Source organism: Actinomadura darangshiensis (assembly GCF_004349235.1).
Taxonomy (GTDB): domain Bacteria; phylum Actinomycetota; class Actinomycetes; order Streptosporangiales; family Streptosporangiaceae; genus Spirillospora; species Spirillospora darangshiensis.
Genome location: NZ_SMKY01000086.1, coordinates 1 through 17,059 on the forward strand (window position 1 = coordinate 1; position 17,059 = coordinate 17,059).

Genomic DNA, 17,059 nt, shown 5'->3' on the forward strand with positions numbered 1-17,059 from the left:
GGTGCGGTCTGCGCCGGCCCGGTCCGGACGCCGGAGACGGCCGCGGACGCGGCGGCCGGAACGCACCCGGAGGCCGGTGCGACGACGAACCCGAAGAGGCCGAGAGCGAGGACGAGCAGCCGTGCGACCGGCGGTTTCAGGCCGGGCAGGGAGGGGCGGTGCGGGTCGCGCATGCCGTCCTCCCTCGCTCACCGGGCGGGTCCGTCCGGCCGTTCCAGCCAACCTAGCCCAGGTTCCCAAAACGGCGGAGGGCACACGCCCGACACGCAATCGCGCGGCCGTCAAGGCGGCCCGGCGGTGACAAAGCGGTTGCACCCCCGCGCCGTACGCCTTTACCAGCAGACACTGGCTGGTGTCCCAATCTGGCCAGGCCGCAATCGGCCGCGATCCGTTGCCCGCGGCCGATACGCGAATTACTTTCGCGTATGCCCACCCCGAACCGGACAGAGGAGTTTCCGGTGGCACGTATCAAACAGACCGCGATCATCGGCACGGCCGCGCTGGCCGTCCTCGCCGCGGGCATCGCCCCCGCGTCGGCCGCAGCCGGCACCACCATCCGCAAGGGCTCGGCCACGGCCGACGCCTACTCCGGCAACGTCCAGGCGTCGCTGCTGGGGACCGCCACGGTCTCCACGTCGATCGGCGACGGATCCTGCACCGAGTCGACGATGACCGGATCCATCAACTCCGACGGCAGCGACCTCAGCGTGAGCAGCGCCACCTTCAGCGGCGACAACGGCGGTGCCTGCTCCGGCACCACCAGCGCGACGATCGAGACGCAGAACCTGCCCTGGACGGGCGGCAGCGTCGCCTTCGACGCCGGCCACACCAACGGACGCGACGGCACCGTCACCATCGCCAACTTCAGCGTCAAGGCCACCGTGGACATCTTCGGCGGCATCACCTGCGAGTTCGGCGGCAACCTGACCGCCAACGGCTTCAACGGCGACAACGCCTCGCGGCCCGACACCGGCAGCTCCGAGGCCCAGGTCGGCGTCCAGGGAGCCCAGGTCAGCAAGACCGGCGGCAGCTTCCTCTGCCCCGGCACCGCCACCGTCACCGCCAACTACGCCCTGACCGGCGAGACCACCGCCGGATCCGGCACCTACGACCAGTCCCTGTACGTCACGGGCTGACGCTCCTCAGAGAACGCTCCCATCAGGACACGCTCCCAGAGGTGCTCCCATGAAGCGGGCCGCCCCCTTCCCCGCGGGGGGCGGCCCGTAGCGGTTCGCGCGGCGGCCGTCAGCAGCCGACGAGCTGCGCGGCGAGGAAAGCCTCGACCTGGCCGATCGCGATGCGCTCCTGGCTCATCGTGTCGCGCTCCCGGACGGTGACCGCGTCGTCCTCCAGGGTGTCGAAGTCGACGGTGACGCAGAACGGGGTGCCGATCTCGTCCTGGCGGCGGTAGCGGCGGCCGATGGCGCCGGCGTCGTCGAAGTCGACGTTCCAGTTGCGGCGCAGCCGGGCGGCGAGGTCGCGGGCCTTCGGGGACAGGTCGGAGTTGCGCGACAGCGGCAGCACCGCGACCTTGACCGGGGCGAGCCGGCGGTCGAGCCGCATGACGGTCCGCTTCTCCAGCTTGCCCTTGGCGTTGGGCGCCTCGTCCTCGGCGTAGGCGTCCATCATGAACGTGAGCGTGCAGCGGTCGACGCCCGCCGCGGGCTCGATCACGTACGGGGTGAACCGCTCGCCGGACTCCTGGTCGAAGAACGACAGGTCGGCGCCGGACGCCTTGGAGTGGGTCGCCAGGTCGTAGTCGGTGCGGTTGGCGATGCCCTCCAGCTCGCCCCACTCGCTGCCGGCGAAGTCGAACTTGTACTCCACGTCCACGGTGCGCTTGGAGTAGTGCGACAGCTTCTCCTGCGGGTGCTCGAAGAGCCGCAGGTTCTCCTTGCTGATGCCGAGGTCGACGTACCACTGCATGCGCTCGTCGATCCAGTACTGGTGCCATTCCTCGTCGCTGCCGGGCTTGACGAAGAACTCCATCTCCATCTGCTCGAACTCACGGGTGCGGAAGATGAAGTTGCCGGGGGTGATCTCGTTGCGGAACGACTTGCCGATCTGCCCGATGCCGAACGGCACCTTGCGGCGCGCGGACTGCTGCACGTTCAGGTAGTTGATGAAGATGCCCTGCGCGGTCTCGGGCCGCAGGAAGGCCAGGCCCGACTCGTCCTCGACGGGGCCGAGGTAGGTCTTGAGCAGGCCGTTGAACATCTTCGGCTCGGTGAAGGAGCCCTTGACGCCGCAGTTGGGGCAGGAGATGTCGGCGAGGCCGTTCGCGGGCGGCCGGCCGTGCTTGTCCTCGTAGGACTCCTCCAGGTGGTCGGCCCGGAAGCGCTTGTGGCAGGACTGGCACTCGGTGAGCGGGTCGACGAACGCCTGCACGTGGCCGCTGGCCTCCCAGACCTCGCGGGCCAGGATGACGCACGAGTCGAGGCCGACGATGTCGTCGCGGCCCTGCACCATGGACTTCCACCACTGGCGCTTGACGTTGTTCTTCAGCTCGACGCCGAGCGGCCCGTAGTCCCAGGACGCGCGGAGCCCGCCGTAGATCTCGCTCGACGGGTAGACCAGGCCGCGCCGCTTGGCGAGGTTGACGATCGTGTCCAGCACATCGGAACGGCGTGCCATGAAATATTCTCCATCCGGCTGGCGGTCGGCGGGACAGTGAGTGCGCCCCGGTCCGCGGGAACGGCGGGCGGCGGCGAGTGTGATCCCCGGTGATGTGCCCCGGCGCGGTCGTCGCCGCCGCCGGAGGGCATCGCCCAGCTTAGAGCACCGGGACCGCTGAGCAGGCCCTAGTAGACGCGCCCGTCGGCGATGTTGCTGTCGATGTTCAGGGTGACGCCGCCGTGCTTCTCCTTGTGGCCGCCGCGGTACTGCTTGATGCGGCGGTGCGGGGACCACAGGCCGTCCGGGACGAACGGGTCGCCGTCCACCTTGGCGCGGCCGTCCCAGTTCGCGAACCAGACGGCGACGGGCTTGCTGGTCCCGGTGGACCGGGCCACGTCCCGGATGCCGGACTTGGCGCTGCTGTAGAGGCAGGGCTCATACCCCTCCTTCTTCAGCCGGTCGACCCAGTTGTCCACGAACCGGAGGACGGCCGCCTTGCAGGCGGCCTTCTTGAAGTTGTAGGCCTCCATGTCGAAGTAGATCGGCTTGCCCGCCGGGATGCCGAGCGCCCCGGCCTTGCGGGCGGCGTCCACGGCGGCCTTCGTCCCCTGCGAGGCGGCGTTCTTGGCGGTGAAGCGCTGCGGGCGGGTGCCGCAGGGGGCCTGGAGGCCCACGTAGGTCGGCGTGATGCGGTACCCCATCTTGCGCACCTGCTTGACCCAGGACGCGCTGAGGTTCGGCTGGGCGCAGCCGCGGGCGGCGCCGCCGATGTAGATGTTGGTGACCTTGAACGAGGGCCGCCACGCCTTCATGGTGACGAGGGACGGGGCCGTGCAGGTGTCGAAGCCCTTGCCGCGAACCCACGGCCGCTCCAGCGCCTCGTCCGGCACCGTCCCCTGATCGGGCGGCGTGCTCTGGTCGGGCGGCGCGGCCAGGTCGGGCGGCACGGTTTGGTCGGGCGGCGCGGCCTGGCCGGACGCCTCTCCGGACGCCGGTTCCCCGTCCGGGGCCGGGGGGATCGTGGTGGCCATCCGCCGGACGGCGGGCTCGGGCGGCGCGGCGGTCCGCCCCGCGGCGAGCCGGGTACCGCGCAGCACCCGCTGGAGCCGTCCCGGGTCGCTGCCGTACACGCCGGTGATCGTGACGCCGGCCTCGGGGAGGGTGAGGCGCGTCTCGTGGTCGACGGACGGCTTCACGATGAGCGCGGCGAGCTTGTCGCCGTGGACGACGGTCCGCGCGGTCCGCACGTCCCCGGCGGGCTGGACGTGGACGGCCTCGGTGCGGCCGACGACGCGGGCGGGGCAGTCGGGCTGCGCCCCGGGCCGGCCGAGATAGACGGCGTGCCGGTCGTAGCGGACGCAGCGGGCGGGTTCCTCGGCGAGCCGGTGCACCGCCCAGCCGGCCGGGACCGGGATGCGCAGCCCCCGGTACTCGACGACACGCCCGCCCGCGGCGGCGCCGGTCAGCGCGGCGGGTCCGCGCGGCGCGGCGTCCGTCCCGGCGACGGCGAGGACGGGGGCGACGACCGCCGCCCCGGACAGCACGCAGAACAGGACGGCATGGCGCATCAGATCCCCCCGCGGACGTGATCGTGTCCGGCAAAGATGACCATGGCCGGCCCCACCGAAACCGGCCCAGGACGCTTCTTGCCCACCGGTTGCCCGCTTCGTTGACTTGCGGCGTGTCGTTGTCATGGCCGGGCGGATGACAACGACACGCCGCAGGTCAACGGGAGGTGACGACCTCGTAGGCGCCCGGTTCGTCCACCGCCATCGCGGCCAGGGGCATGAATTTCAGGCGTACGTCGTAGGCCCCCAGTGCGCGGCGGTAGTGGCCCGCGCCGTCCCATTCGGTGACCAGGGCCCAGAGGCCGGGGTCGTCCACGGTGCGGGCCAGGCGGCCGGAGCGGAAGCCGGGGCTGGCGGACAGCGCCGCCAGCACCTCGGTCATGCTCTCGGCGAAGCCGTCGGACTCCTCTCCCGGCACCCGGTACCGGGTTATCGCGATCATCTGGACATCTTCGCAGCGAATCCGGTTCGTCCGGCCGGTTCGCAGCCGTGAGCCTTCCGGGCTGCCGAGGACGAACCGGGTTCGTTACGTTGGGCGGGTGGAGACCAGAGGTGAGGGCGGGACCGGGTTGCGCGCGGCGGTCGAGCGGCGGAGCGCGGCGCCGGTGGTGTTCCTGCACCGGATGCCGCGGTGGGTCCTGCTCGTCGCGGTGTTCGTGCTGCTCGTGATCGGTATGGCGGGGTCGGGCTGGGTCGCCGCGGCCGGGCTGCTGGTGCTCGCGGTGGCGCTGGCCTGGTTCGCCTACCTGAACTGGCCCGCGCTGGACGGTTCGGGAAGGATCCTGCGGATCGTCGCGTTGGCGATCCTGGTGGGGTTCGCCCTGGGGCGCGGTATTGGTCGGTTTTGACAACCGTTTTCATCTTCGTCCATAATCGCGAGGTGTCCCGTACCCGTACCGCCCTCCGCGCCGCGCCCGCGACGGCCCTGGCGCTCGCCGGGCTGGCGGCGGGCCTGACGGGCTGCACCGCCGCGGACGCGGACGTCCCGCCGGGCAAGACCGCGGTGGTCGCCTCCTTCTACCCCGTGGCGTGGCTGGCCGAAGAGGTCGGCGGAAGCGACGTCTTCGTGCGGACGCTCACCAAGCCCGGCACCGAGCCGCACGACCTGGAGCTGACGGCGCGGCAGGTCGCGAACGTCGCGGACGCCGATTTCGCCGTCTACGTGAAGGGCGTCCAGCCGGCCGTGGACGACGCCGTCCAGGGGCATGCGAAGGACCGGTCGCTCGACGCCGCGAGCCTGGTCGAGACCCTGCCGCCGCCGGACGAGACGGACGACGAAGAGGCCCACGACGGGATCCGGCACCGGGATGCGCCCTACGACCCGCACATCTGGCTCGATCCGAGCCGCATGGCCGCCGTCGCGACCGCGCTCGGCGACCGGCTCGCCACCGCCGACCCCGGCCACGCGACCGGCTACCGGGAGCGCGCCCGGACCACCGCCGGGCGGCTGACCGCGCTCGACCGCGAGTTCCGGGACGGCCTGAAGTCCTGCGGGCGCAAGGAGATCGTCACCGCGCACGCCGCGTTCGGCTACCTGGCGGACCGCTACGGGCTCCGGCAGATCCCGGTCGCGGGCGTGGACCCGTCCGCCGAGCCGTCGCCCAAGCGGCTGGCGGAGCTGACCCGGCTCGTGTCCGCCACCGGCGCGACGACGGTCTTCACCGAGACGCTGGCCAGCCCGGAGGTCGCCGAGTCGCTGGCGCGGGAGGCGGGCGTGCGGACGGCCGTGCTCGACCCGGTCGAGGGCATCGAGGACGGCGCGTCCGGCGACTACCTGACGATCATGCGGAAGAACCTGCGGACGCTGCGTCCCGCCCTGGAGTGCTCATGACCGCGCCCCCGCCGCTGGCGATGACCGGCGGCCTCGTCCGGCGGGACGGCCGCGAGGTGCTCGCCGGCGTCGACCTGCGGGTGGCCGCCGGCGACGTGCTCGCCGTCCTCGGGCCGAACGGGGCGGGCAAGTCCACGCTGGTCAAGGCGCTGCTCGGGCTCGTCCCGCTGGCCGCCGGCCGGGCCGAGATCTACGGCGAGCCGCCCGCCCGGTTCCGGGACTGGAAGCGGATCGGGTACGTCCCGCAGCGGCTGCCGATGGGCGGCGGCGTCCCCGCGACCGTCCGGGAGGTGGTGGCGTCCGGACGCGTGGCCAGGCGGTCCCGCTGGCGCCCGGCGCCGTTCGCCGACCGGGCCGCCGACCGCGCCGCCGTCGATCGCGCGCTGAAGGCGGTCGGCCTCACCGCGAGCGCCCGCGACTCGGCGCACCTGCTGTCGGGCGGCCAGCAGCAGCGGGTGCTGATCGCCCGCGCGCTCGCCGGCGAGCCGGACGTCTTCGTGCTGGACGAGCCCACCGCCGGCGTGGACGCGGGCAGCCAGGCGGCGCTCGCCTCGACCCTGCACGAGCTCGCCCGGGATGGACGCACGGTCGTCCTCGTCGCGCACGAGCTGGGGCCGATGGAACCGCTCATCACCCGCACGGTCGAGCTGGGCCACGGCCGCATCGTCCGTGAGGACGCCGTCCGCGAACCCCTGGGGAGGCCCGCGTGAGCGAGATGCTCCACTACGACTTCATGCGCATCGCCCTGGTGATGGCGGTGCTCATCGGGCTGACGGCGCCCGCCGTGGGGACGTTCATCGTCCAGCGCAGGCTGTCGCTGCTCGGCGACGGCATCGGGCACATCGCGCTGACGGGCATCGGGCTGGGGCTGCTCACCAGCACCTCCCCCGTCCTCGGCGCGCTCGTGGTGTCGGTGCTGGGCGCGGTCGCGATCGAGGTCCTGCGCGCCCGCAGCCGCAGCGGTGCGGACGTAGCGCTCGCGCTGCTGTTCTACGGCGGGCTGGCGGGCGGCGTGATCCTGACCAACGCCAACGGCGGCGGCTCGGCGAGCCTGCAGTCCTACCTGTTCGGCTCGATCAGCAGCGTGACGGTGGCCGACCTGTACGTGGTCGCCGGGCTGGCCGCCGCCGTCCTGGCGATCATCGCGCTGTTCGGCCGCGAGCTGTTCCTGCTGTGCCAGGACGAGGAGGTCGCGCGGGCGGCGGGGCTGCCCGTCCGGTTCCTCAGCGTGCTGATCGCCGCGACCGCCGCGGTCACCGTGGTGATCTCGATGCGCGCGATCGGGCTGCTGCTGGTCAGCGCGCTGATGATCGTCCCGGTGGCGGCGGCGCAGCAGCTCACCCGCGGGTTCTGGAGCACGATGCTGGCCGCGATGGGCGTCGGTGTACTGTCGGCCGTATCGGGCCTGGCGGGTTCCTTCCAGTACGATCTCCCCCCGGGCCCCTCGATCGTGCTGCTGGCGCTGGCGGTGTTCGTGCTCGCGGTCGGCGGGGGCTCGGTGGTGCGGCGCAGGCGCGCCCGCGCCGTCGCGGCCGGGGACGCGGTCCGCGCCGGGCAGGGCGCCGAGACGCGCGTGGATGGCGAGGCGGAGGTGCTACGGGGATGACGACGGCCCGCCGGGACGCGGTACGGCAGGTGCTGGCCGGCTGCGAGGGCTTCCGCAGCGCACAGGACATCTACGCCGACCTGCGCGCCGACGGCTCCAAGATCGGCCTGACCACCGTGTACCGGGCGCTGCAGGCGCTCAGCGACGCGGGCGAGGTCGACGTGCTGCGCACCGACGAGGGCGAGGCCGTCTACCGCGCGTGCCGCACCGAGCAGCACCACCACCACCTGGTCTGCCGCGACTGCGGCCGGACGGTCGAGGTCGAGGGCCCGGCCGTGGAGCGCTGGGCGGACGCGATCGCCGCCGAGCACGGCTTCGCCGACATCACGCACACCGTCGAGGTGTTCGGCACCTGCGCGGACTGCGCCGGCAGGCGATCCTGAAGGGCCGCTGACCGCCCGCTGAGCACTGACAAGCCCGGCATTTCACACGCTGTGTAGGTGTTTCTTGGCAAATTGTCACATCTACTTGTGAGTACGCCTATGTCATAAATATGCACGTCGCCACGGCAGGCCCGCCGTCGGGCCCCCGGGGGGTGCGTGGCGCCCGCACGAGAGGGCGTTCATGACAAGACGGGCGATCACCAGCCGAAGGGCCGTGCTCCTGGCCTCGGCGACGCTGCTCGCGACGGCCGGCACCGCGGTGCCCGCGTCCGCACGCCAGGCGCCTTCCCCACCCGGCCCGCGCGCCGCCGCCGAGCACGCGCTGAGCGCGCTCACCGGGCGCGGCACCGAGGTGCGCGGCGGGAACGGGCAGGCGTTCAAGGTCGTCCGGGTCGCGATGGACCGGGACGGCACCTCGCACACCCGGATGGCCCGCAGCTACGACGGCCTGCCCGTCCTCGGCGGCGACGTCGTCGTGCACCAGACGGCGGCCGGCAAGTGGCGCGGCAGCACCCTCACGCTCGCCAAGGCGCCGGCCGACTCCAGCCCGGAGGTCTCCGCCAAGACCGCCGAGAAGCGCGCCGTCACCAAGCACCGCAAGGTGGACGGCTCCCCCGCGCTCGTCGTGGAGTCCCGCACCGCCGACCACCAGCCGCGCCTCGCCTGGCGCGTGCAGACGGTCGGCAAGCAGGCGGACGGCACGCCCAGCCGCGTCCGCACCTCCGTGGACGCCGCGACCGGCAAGGTCCTGCTGCGCGAGGAGACGATCCACACCGACGCGGGCGACGGCAAGTCGCTCTACACCGGGACGGTCCCGCTGCAGACCACGAAGTCCGGCAGCGGCTACCAGCTGAAGGACCCGACGCGCGGGAACACCTACACCGGGGACGCCGAGAACGACACCGACCTCTGCATCCTCATCTGGTGCATCAAGCGGGCCCCCGCCACGCTGTTCACCGACGCCGACAACCACTGGGGCAGCGGCACGACGTCCGACCGCGCCACCGTCGCCGTCGACGCCCAGTTCGGCACGGACATGACGTGGGACTTCTACAAGAACGTCTTCGGCCGCACCGGCATCGCGGGCGACGGCAAGGGGTCGTTCAACCGCGTCCACTACGGCGACGGCTACGCCAACGCGTTCTGGGACGACTCGTGCTTCTGCATGACCTACGGCGACGGCGACGGCACCAGCCTCGGCCCGCTCACGTCCCTGGACGTGGCCGCGCACGAGATGAGCCACGGCGTCACCAGCTCGACCGCGAACCTCACCTACTCCGGTGAGTCGGGCGGGCTGAACGAGGCGACGTCCGACATCATGGCCGCCGCCGTGGAGTTCTACGCGAACAACTCGGGCGACGTCGGCGACTACCTGGTCGGCGAAGAGGTCGCCCTGCCCGGCCTCGGCCAGCCCGCGCTGCGCTTCATGGACAAGCCCAGCAGGGACGGCCAGTCCGCCGACGCCTGGTCGTCCAACACCAAGAACCTCGACGTGCACTACTCCTCGGGGGTCGCCAACCACTTCTACTACCTGCTGTCCGAGGGCAGCGGCGCGAAGACGGTCAACGGCGTCTCCTACGACAGCCCGACGTCCAACGGCTCCACGGTCACCGGCATCGGCCGGGACGCCGCCACGAAGATCTGGTACCGGGCGCTGACCACGTACATGACGTCCTCGACCGACTACAAGGGCGCGCGGACCGCGACCCTGAGCGCGGCCAAGGACCTCTTCGGCGCGGGCAGCACGCAGTACAACACCGTCGCGGCGGCCTGGTCCGCGGTGAACGTCAACTAGGACCCCTGTTCCGGGGACGGGAAGCCCCGCGTCCATCCGGGCGCGGGGCTTTCCGGGTTGGTGATCCGCGCCGCGGGGCCATGGTGGAGAATCGGAGGCATGGCTACGACACGCACTGCGAACGCGCACTGGGAAGGCTCGCTCCTGGAAGGCCAGGGCACCGTCTCGCTGGACTCTTCGAAGCTCGGCACCTACGACGTGACCTGGGCGTCGCGGTCCGAGGAGCCGGCCGGCCGGACGAGCCCGGAGGAGCTCATCGCCGCCGCGCACTCCACCTGCTACTCGATGGCGCTCTCGCACGGCCTCGCCGGCGCCGGGACCCCGCCGGAGAAGGTGGACACCAAGGCCGAGGTCACCTTCCAGCCGGGCGAGGGCATCACCGGCATCCACCTGACCGTCCGGGCGAGCGTGCCCGGCCTGTCCGCGGCCGACTTCGAGAAGGCCGCCCAGGACGCCAAGGCCGGCTGCCCGGTCAGCCAGGCCCTGGCCGGCACCACCATCACCCTGGACGCCGCCCTCGCCTGAACGGGGGTCAGCCGGCGGCGGCCGGTTCCACCTTGTTCGGAATCGCGCCGCCGTAACGGCGATCCCTTGAGGCGTAGAGCTCGCACGCGTGCCAGAGGTGGCGGCGGTCGAAGTCGGGCCACAGCGTGTCGAGGAACACCATCTCCGCGTACGCCGACTGCCAGAGCAGGAAGTTGGAGGTGCGCTGCTCCCCCGACGAGCGCACGAACAGGTCCACGTCCGGGATGCCGGGCTCGTCCAGGTAGCGGGCGAAGAGCTTCTCGTTGAGCTTGTCGGGGTTGAGCCGGCCGTCGCGGACGTCCCGGGCGATCGCCGCCGCGGCGTCCACGATCTCGGCGCGGCCCCCGTAGTTCACGCAGAACTGCAGGGTGAGGACGTCGTTGCCGCGCGTCATCTCCTCGGCCGTCTCCAGCTCCTTGATGACGCTGCGCCACAGCTTCGGCCGCCGGCCCGCCCACCGCACCCGCACGCCCATCGAGTGGAGCTGGTCGCGGCGGCGGCGGATCACGTCCCGGTTGAAGCCCATGAGGAAGCGCACCTCGTCCGGCGACCGCTTCCAGTTCTCCGTCGAGAACGCGTACGCCGACAGGTACGGGACGCCCAGCTCGATCGCGCCCATGATCACGTCGAAGAGCGAGTCCTCGCCGCGCTTGTGCCCCTCGGTGCGCGGCAGCGCGCGCTCCTTGGCCCAGCGGCCGTTGCCGTCCATGACGATGGCGACGTGCCGCGGGACGAGGTCCGCGGGGATCGGGGGCGGCACGGCGCCGTTGCGATGCGGTTCCGGAGGCGATACGGCCCTGCTCAAACTCTCTCCCTGTCGGTGTCGTCGTCCCGCGTCCCACCCTCTTCGGTGCCGCGGGTCTCGCGCTCCACATGGCGCAGCGAGCGGATCCCGTGCTCCAGATGCCACTGGAGGTAGGCGGCGACCAGGCCGCTGGTCTCCGTGCGGTGCCGCTGCTCGCTGCCGTCGGCGTACGCCCAGTCGCCGCGCAGCAGCGCCAGCATCAGCGCGAACGTCGGCGGCGCCGGGGTCGCGGCGCCCGGCTGCCGGCAGTTCGCGCAGACGGCGCCGCCCGCCGCGATGGCGAACCCGCGCAGCCCGCCGCGGGTCCCGCAGCGGCAGCACTCGTCCAGCGCGGGCGCCCAGCCGGCGACCGACAGCGACCGCAGCAGGTAGGCGTCCAGGACGAGCCGGGGGTCGTGGACGCGCTCGGCGAGCGTGCGCAGCCCGCCGATCAGCAGCAGGAACTGCCGCAGCGCGGGCTCGCCCTCCTCGCTCGTCAGCTTCTCCGCCGTCTCCAGCATCGCCGTCCCCGCCGTGTAGCGGGGGTAGTCGGTGACCAGCGCCTCCCCGTACGGGCGCAGCGTCTCGGCCTGCGTGATCAGGTCGAGCGAGCGCCGCTCGTAGAGCTGCAGGTCCACGTGCGTGAACGGCTCCAGCCGCGCGCCGAACCGGGACTTGGTCTTGCGGACCCCCTTGGCCGCGGCGCGGATCCGGCCGGTCCGCCGGGTCAGCACCGTCACGATGCGGTCGGCCTCGCCCAGCTTCTGGGTGCGCAGGACGATGCCTTCGTCGCGGTACAGGGTCACCCGTTCATTCTGACGCACGTCACCGGATGGGTCGGCGCCCGGCCAGGCATTTCCCCAGGATCTACACAAGTCGCCAAGGCGACCCCGCTGCGCTGTATAACAATCACGTACCGTGACCGGATTCGGCCGTAGCGTCCCTCCGGAAGGTGTGGCTCGAACCACACGGAGGTGGCAGCGTTGTGGCATGAGATGCCACATCGTGCCACCGCACATGCTGGAACGGATCGCCCGCGACGCCGATGACCCGGCGCTGCGCGCCCGGGCCCGCCGTACGCTGGCGCTCACCTCCGCGCAGTTCACGGAGCGGCGGATGACCGCGGCCGGGGCCCCCTCCCCGTCCGAGGACTTCGTCCCCGACCGGACGATCAACGACGCCGGGCACCGCGAGGAGCTCCCCGGCCGGACCGTGCGGGCGGAGGGAGCCCCGGCCACCGGCGACCAGACCGCCGACCGGGCCTACGACTGGCTGGGCGCCACCTTCGACTTCTTCGAGACCGCCTTCCGGCGCAACTCGATCGACGGCGCCGGGCTCAAGATGGTCTCGACCGTCCACTACGGCGACAAGTACGACAACGCCTTCTGGAACGGCGAGCAGATGGTGTACGGGGACGGCGACGGCACCGTGTTCACCGACTTCACCGGCCCGCTCGACGTCACCGGCCACGAACTCACCCACGGCGTCACGCAGTACACCGCCAACCTGGAGTACTACGGCCAGTCCGGCGCCCTCAACGAGTCCATGTCGGACGTGTTCGGCTCGCTCATCAAGCAGTGGCATCTCGCCCAGACCGCCGACCGGGCCGACTGGCTCATCGGGCAGGGCCTGCTCGCCCCCGGCGTCGACGGCGTCGCGCTCCGCTCCATGAAGGAGCCCGGCACCGCCTACGACGACCCGCGGCTCGGCAAGGACCCCCAGCCCGCCCACATGGACCACTACGTCGACACCCACAGCGACAACGGCGGCGTCCACATCAACTCCGGCATCCCCAACCACGCCTTCTACCTCGCGGCCACCGGCATCGGCGGCAACGCCTGGGAGAAGGCCGGCCGCGTCTGGTACGACACGCTCACCGGCGGCTCGCTGGCCACCGACGTCGGCTTCGCCGGGTTCGCCGTCGCGACCGTGCAGGCCGCGACCCGGCTGTACGGTGCCGAGGGCGTCGAGACCAAGGCCGTGAGCAAGGCTTGGGCCGGAGTGGGCGTCCCCCTGGAGGCGAACGGATAGCAGTGAGAGTGTCAGTCGTCCGCAGCGGAGGATTCGCGGGGCTCGAGCGGCGGGCCGAGGCCGACAGCATCAGCGACCCGATGCTGTCGAGGCTCGTGGGCCGCGTCGATCTGAAATCCGTTCCGCCGCCCGGCCGAATCCCCGACCAGTTCCTGTACGAGATCGACATCGACGGCGACCGGACCACCGTCGGCGAGGCCCAGCTCCACGGCGCCCTCCGCGAGCTGGTCCACCACGTCCTGGGCCGCGCCCGGTAGGGGCGACACCGGGGCCCGCGGGTGCCTCCCAACACCCGCGGGCCCCGGTCCCCCGGCTCAGTCCCGGTTGATCGTGAACGTGGTCGTGGTGTTCTTGACGTCCTGGTAGTTGTCGTGCAGGTCCAGGCCGTTGAAGGTGGCGGAGCCGACGGCCGGGCCCTGGCCGGGTTCGGGCATCTCGTTGACCCAGATTCCGAAGCCCGACTTGGCGTCGAACTCGTCACCGCTCTTGCGGGCGCCGGAGATGCTGACGTCCGTCAGGACGGTGTCGGCGATCGGGTTGAGCGGCTGCCCTCCCGTGTACTTCGTCTGGAACATGATTCCGGAGTAGGTCGGGTCGACGATGTCGACGTCGCTGATGCGGATGCCGCGGAACGGGAATTCTCCGGAGAACAGCCAGAGGGCCGGGAAGGTCTGCTGGCCCCAGAAATGACCTCCGTCCCGGACGAGGGAGATGTTCTCGAACTTCGTCTGCGGATCCGACTCGAAACCGAGGGCCGGAATGCCGCCGAACTGCAGCGTCCCGATCGTGATGCCCGAGTAGACGAGCGTGTCGGCGATGTGGATGTTGCGGAAGGTGTTGCCGCCTCCTCCGTAGACGGCCAGGCCGGCGGCCCGCCAGGTCAGCAGCGAGGTCAGGTCCTCGAAGACGTTCCCGGTCTCCTGCTCGTTGTGGTTGTCGATCGCGGGGAACAGCGCGAAGCTGTCGTCCCCGGTGGTGCGGGTCTCGACGTTCGCGACGTGGTTGCCGCTGCTGCCGTTGGTGAAGTTGAGGCCGTCCGCCCACGTGTCCCGGATGCGGGAGTTCTTGATCGTGGAATTGTCGACGTTGGTGCCCCAGAAAAGGCAGACGACATGCTCGACCCAGACGTCGTCGATCGTCATGTCGCCGACGTTCGAGAAGTCGAACACCTTCCCCGGGCCGTCGATGCGGGACGTGTAGTTCCCGAAGAACCCGAATCCGGAGAACGTCGAGCCGTTCGAGGACGCCTCCGTGCGGAATCCGGCGTCGGTGTTCTGCTGGTTCGGCGGCGTCCGGAACCGGGTGAACCACGGGCCCGCCCCGACGACCTTGACGGCCTTCCCGTAGACCTGGAACTTCTGCGCGGTGTCGTAGGTGCCCGGCGGGAGGTAGACGCCGGTCAGGCTTGAGTCCTGGCGCACCTTGTCCAGGGCGTTCTGGACGTCCTGGTGGGTGAACCCGGCGGGCTCGGCGTACTTGGCCGGGTCCGGGTTCGGCGCGGCGGCGGCGAGTTCGGTGTTGACGAAGTCGATGGCGTAGGTGGAGCCGTTGGCGGCGTCCTTCTGCAGCTTGATCTTGTGGCCGGCCGCCACCGTCGTGCCGAGCATCAGGTCGGCCTCGTCGTAGATGTGGCGAGGCGGTCCGGCGCCCGGGGAGTCGCTCGGGCTCGCTTCGGCTCCGTACACCCACGTGTAGCGGGACGTCAGGTCGATGGCCTTGAGGAACGTCCCGTCGACGTAGACGTTGAGCGTCGAGTCGAGCCCGCCGCCTCCGGCCGCGTCCGGGATGGAGTACCGGGTCACGAGCGTGTTGGTGGGCGCCTTGGTGGTGAACTCGACGCTGCTGCCGGTCGAGTTCAAGGTGACCGCGCGCCGGCCGGACGCCTCTCCGGCCAGGTCGCCGATCTTGCGGTTGGGGCCGACGACGGCCGCGCCGCCGCCGAGGGCGCCGTCCTCCGCCTCGTACATGTCGAACGGCAGGTGCGCGCCGCGTCCGACGAACAGGGCCTGCGTGGACGTGTTGTTCTCGCGCTTGACCGGCACCTCGTTGGCGTCGTCGGCGATGACGGTCCGCACGGTGAACCGGCCGTTCGCCGCCGTCCACGTGCCGAGGTTGACCGGAGTCGTGGACGCGCCCGGGGCGAGCGATCCGTTGTAGGAACCGGTCAGCGTCTTCACCGTGTCGTCGCCGTCCAGGACCGTGAGCGTGATCCCGTGGGCGCCGCCGGCGGTCGCCTGGGTGCCGTTGTTCTTGAGCGTCGCCGAGAAGGTCACGGTGTCGCCCGCCTGCGGGTTGCCGGGACTCCAGGTGACGGCCTGCGCCACCAGGTCGGAGCTGGGCACCTGCCCGACGGTGAGCTGGATGCTCCGGGCGTTGTTGGTCTCGTTCAGTTCGACGAGGTCGTCACCCGCGTCGGCCTTGGCGCCGACCGCGTAGGAGCCCGCGTCGTGCGTCCCGATCGACGCGGACACCGTCGTGGACGCGCCCGCCGCCAGCTCGCCGACCTGCACGGTCGCCGCCTTCCGGTCGCCGAGCAGGAAGTCGAGGCTGCTCGGGCCGGCCGCGGCGGTCCCGATGTTCTTCACGGTCGCGCGCAGCGTGACGTCGTCCGTCTCGACCGGCGAGGCCGGGCTCGACGAGACGTCCGTGACCGTCAGGTCGGGGGTCGGTGCCGGGGTGCCGATGACCTGGAACTCGGCGGCCTGGCCGCCGGGCGCCCCGGAGTTGGACGTGAACTTCAGCTGCACCTCGGACGCCGTCGCGACGACCGGGATCGTCGCGGTGTTCCCGCTCGCGGGATCGAAGGTGTAGGTGGCGGACGGCTTGATCGTCGTGAACGAGCCCTTGGGGTCGCTGCGTCCGAGCACCTCGATCGTCTGGGTGCGGGTCGCCCAGGCAGAGTCAGGGTTCAGCTTCACCACGACGAACGTGAGGTCGGCCTTCGGGCCGAGGTCCACGGTCAGCGTTGCCGGATAGGCGCCCGACCCGGACTCCCAGTACGTCGCCACGTCGTTGTCGTTGGCGTTGGTGTCGGCGAACGTGAACACGTGCGACGACGCCTTGATGGGCTTCCCGGCGGCGAGGTTCGTCCCTCCGCCCTCGCCTTGCCTGGTCACGACGTTGCTGTTGGGCGAGACGTTGCCCGCCGCGTCCCGCGCCCGCACGTAGTACGACACGGTCGCCGTGTCCGGCTGGCCGTCGGTGTAGGTGAGCACGTCGCCGGCGACGCTCGCGCGCTTCTCACCGTTGGCGTAGATGTCGTACCCGGCCACGCCCACCGCGTCGGACGCGGCGTTCCAGGTCAGCTTGATCTTCCCGGCGGACGGCTCGCTGAACGCGAGCCCGGACGGCGCGGCCGGTGCCGTCTGGTCCCCGGTGGCCGGCCCGTAGATCTCCAGTTCGGATAGCTGGCCGGCGGGCCAGCCGGTGTTGGCGGTGATGCGGACGCGCAGGTAGCGGGTGAGCTTGGACGCGTACGTCACCGTCACCGTGTTGCGCTCGGCCGGGTCGAAGACGCGCCCGCCGGAGCCGGCGAGGTCGCCGAAGGTCGTCCCGTCCGTGCTGCCCTGCACGGAGAGCGTCTGGGTGCGGGTGCCCCAGTTCGCGGCCGGGAGCTTCAGGACGACCTTGTTCGTGTCGACCGAGGCGCCGAGGTCGACCTGGATCCACTGCGGGAACGCGTTGTTCGCGCTCTCCCAGTAGGTGCCCTGGTCGCCGTCGTTGACGTTGGACGCCGCGTACCGGCCGTTGGAGCTGCTCGCGGACACGGTTCTGTTCGCGGCCAGGTTCGTTTCCGCCGCCGCCGCGGGTGGCGCCGCCAGGCCGTTGAGCCCGGCGGCGGCCAATGCCGCGGCCAGCAGGATGCGGAGGGACTTCTGTCTCATCGCTGGTTCTGCTCCCTGTTCGGTGAATGCGGGGGT

General features: G+C 71.5%; 16 protein-coding genes. 10 read left to right on the forward strand and 6 right to left on the reverse strand.

Going from position 1 to position 17,059, the window contains the following annotated elements:
* Positions 1 to 458: 458 nt before the first annotated feature.
* Entirely contained in the window at positions 459 to 1,136 is a 678-nt protein-coding gene (locus E1293_RS19865; protein WP_132198930.1) for a hypothetical protein, read from the forward strand.
* 109 nt (positions 1,137 to 1,245) lie between these two features.
* Here the strand turns inward: E1293_RS19865 and E1293_RS19870 are convergent, their stop codons facing one another.
* The 3 genes from E1293_RS19870 to E1293_RS19880 form a co-directional block, all read right to left on the reverse strand.
* Positions 1,246 to 2,634: a glycine--tRNA ligase gene (locus E1293_RS19870; protein ID WP_132198931.1), complete on the reverse strand. Its 1,389-nt coding sequence runs from the start codon at positions 2,632 to 2,634 to the stop codon at positions 1,246 to 1,248.
* A 167-nt stretch (positions 2,635 to 2,801) separates the two neighbouring features.
* Positions 2,802 to 4,184: a DUF1906 domain-containing protein gene (locus E1293_RS19875; protein ID WP_132198932.1), complete on the reverse strand. Its 1,383-nt coding sequence runs from the start codon at positions 4,182 to 4,184 to the stop codon at positions 2,802 to 2,804.
* A 157-nt stretch (positions 4,185 to 4,341) separates the two neighbouring features.
* Positions 4,342 to 4,626 (reverse strand): antibiotic biosynthesis monooxygenase family protein, encoded by a 285-nt coding sequence (locus E1293_RS19880; RefSeq protein WP_132198933.1) that lies wholly within the window; start codon positions 4,624 to 4,626, stop codon positions 4,342 to 4,344.
* Positions 4,627 to 4,723: 97 nt separating this feature from the next.
* Between E1293_RS19880 and E1293_RS19885 the strand changes: the two genes are divergently transcribed.
* The 7 genes from E1293_RS19885 to E1293_RS19915 all read left to right on the forward strand — a co-directional run bounded on the left by E1293_RS19885 (position 4,724) and on the right by E1293_RS19915 (position 10,324).
* Positions 4,724 to 5,032, forward strand: coding sequence for a DUF6703 family protein (locus E1293_RS19885; protein ID WP_132198934.1), 309 nt, complete (start codon positions 4,724 to 4,726; stop codon positions 5,030 to 5,032).
* A 32-nt stretch (positions 5,033 to 5,064) separates the two neighbouring features.
* A complete protein-coding gene (locus E1293_RS19890) occupies positions 5,065 to 6,015 on the forward strand; it encodes a metal ABC transporter substrate-binding protein (protein ID WP_132198935.1) in 951 nt (316 codons plus the stop codon).
* Complete coding sequence (locus E1293_RS19895; RefSeq protein ID WP_165978316.1) at positions 6,012 to 6,725, forward strand: metal ABC transporter ATP-binding protein; 714 nt, start codon at positions 6,012 to 6,014, stop codon at positions 6,723 to 6,725. Before E1293_RS19890 ends, E1293_RS19895 begins: the two co-directional genes overlap by 4 nt.
* A 5-nt stretch (positions 6,726 to 6,730) precedes the next feature.
* Complete coding sequence (locus E1293_RS19900) at positions 6,731 to 7,621, forward strand: metal ABC transporter permease (RefSeq protein ID WP_424923649.1); 891 nt, start codon at positions 6,731 to 6,733, stop codon at positions 7,619 to 7,621.
* The gene (locus E1293_RS19905; RefSeq protein WP_132198937.1) at positions 7,618 to 8,004 is read left to right on the forward strand and encodes a Fur family transcriptional regulator; all 387 of its coding nucleotides are present in this window, start codon (positions 7,618 to 7,620) and stop codon (positions 8,002 to 8,004) included. Before E1293_RS19900 ends, E1293_RS19905 begins: the two co-directional genes overlap by 4 nt.
* 181 nt (positions 8,005 to 8,185) lie before the next feature.
* Positions 8,186 to 9,799 carry a M4 family metallopeptidase gene (locus tag E1293_RS19910; protein WP_132198938.1) on the forward strand — a complete coding sequence of 538 codons (1,614 nt, stop codon included), beginning with the start codon at positions 8,186 to 8,188 and terminating at the stop codon, positions 9,797 to 9,799.
* A 99-nt stretch (positions 9,800 to 9,898) separates the two neighbouring features.
* Positions 9,899 to 10,324 (forward strand): OsmC family protein, encoded by a 426-nt coding sequence (locus E1293_RS19915; protein WP_132198939.1) that lies wholly within the window; start codon positions 9,899 to 9,901, stop codon positions 10,322 to 10,324.
* Positions 10,325 to 10,331: 7 nt separating this feature from the next.
* Here E1293_RS19915 and E1293_RS19920 read toward each other — a convergent pair whose 3' ends face one another.
* Positions 10,332 to 11,129: an isoprenyl transferase gene (locus E1293_RS19920; protein WP_132198940.1), complete on the reverse strand. Its 798-nt coding sequence runs from the start codon at positions 11,127 to 11,129 to the stop codon at positions 10,332 to 10,334.
* Positions 11,126 to 11,914, reverse strand: a complete 789-nt coding sequence (gene recO, locus E1293_RS19925; RefSeq protein ID WP_132198941.1) for a DNA repair protein RecO — start codon at positions 11,912 to 11,914, stop codon at positions 11,126 to 11,128. The genes E1293_RS19920 and recO overlap by 4 nt, the downstream gene beginning before the upstream one ends.
* 184 nt (positions 11,915 to 12,098) lie before the next feature.
* Between recO and E1293_RS19930 the strand changes: the two genes are divergently transcribed.
* Entirely contained in the window at positions 12,099 to 13,139 is a 1,041-nt protein-coding gene (locus E1293_RS19930; RefSeq protein ID WP_132198942.1) for a M4 family metallopeptidase, read from the forward strand.
* Positions 13,140 to 13,141: 2 nt separating this feature from the next.
* On the forward strand, positions 13,142 to 13,396 hold the full coding sequence (locus E1293_RS19935; protein ID WP_132198943.1) for a protealysin inhibitor emfourin: 255 nt from the start codon (positions 13,142 to 13,144) through the stop codon (positions 13,394 to 13,396).
* Between the two features lie 57 nt (positions 13,397 to 13,453).
* On the opposite strand, the gene E1293_RS19940 is transcribed toward E1293_RS19935, so the two are convergent.
* Positions 13,454 to 17,023 (reverse strand): discoidin domain-containing protein, encoded by a 3,570-nt coding sequence (locus E1293_RS19940; protein ID WP_132198944.1) that lies wholly within the window; start codon positions 17,021 to 17,023, stop codon positions 13,454 to 13,456.
* Positions 17,024 to 17,059 lie beyond the last annotated feature (36 nt).

Coding starts and splice junctions, on each gene's coding strand:
- E1293_RS19900 (WP_424923649.1), top strand. CDS start 6,731: ATGCTCCACTACGACTTCATGCGCATCGCCCTGGTGATGGCGGTGCTC.
- E1293_RS19940 (WP_132198944.1), bottom strand. CDS start 17,023: ATGAGACAGAAGTCCCTCCGCATCCTGCTGGCCGCGGCATTGGCCGCC.
- E1293_RS19895 (WP_165978316.1), top strand. CDS start 6,012: ATGACCGCGCCCCCGCCGCTGGCGATGACCGGCGGCCTCGTCCGGCGG.
- E1293_RS19870 (WP_132198931.1), bottom strand. CDS start 2,634: ATGGCACGCCGTTCCGATGTGCTGGACACGATCGTCAACCTCGCCAAG.
- E1293_RS19930 (WP_132198942.1), top strand. CDS start 12,099: ATGAGATGCCACATCGTGCCACCGCACATGCTGGAACGGATCGCCCGC.
- E1293_RS19875 (WP_132198932.1), bottom strand. CDS start 4,184: ATGCGCCATGCCGTCCTGTTCTGCGTGCTGTCCGGGGCGGCGGTCGTC.
- E1293_RS19910 (WP_132198938.1), top strand. CDS start 8,186: ATGACAAGACGGGCGATCACCAGCCGAAGGGCCGTGCTCCTGGCCTCG.
- E1293_RS19905 (WP_132198937.1), top strand. CDS start 7,618: ATGACGACGGCCCGCCGGGACGCGGTACGGCAGGTGCTGGCCGGCTGC.
- E1293_RS19880 (WP_132198933.1), bottom strand. CDS start 4,626: ATGATCGCGATAACCCGGTACCGGGTGCCGGGAGAGGAGTCCGACGGC.
- E1293_RS19915 (WP_132198939.1), top strand. CDS start 9,899: ATGGCTACGACACGCACTGCGAACGCGCACTGGGAAGGCTCGCTCCTG.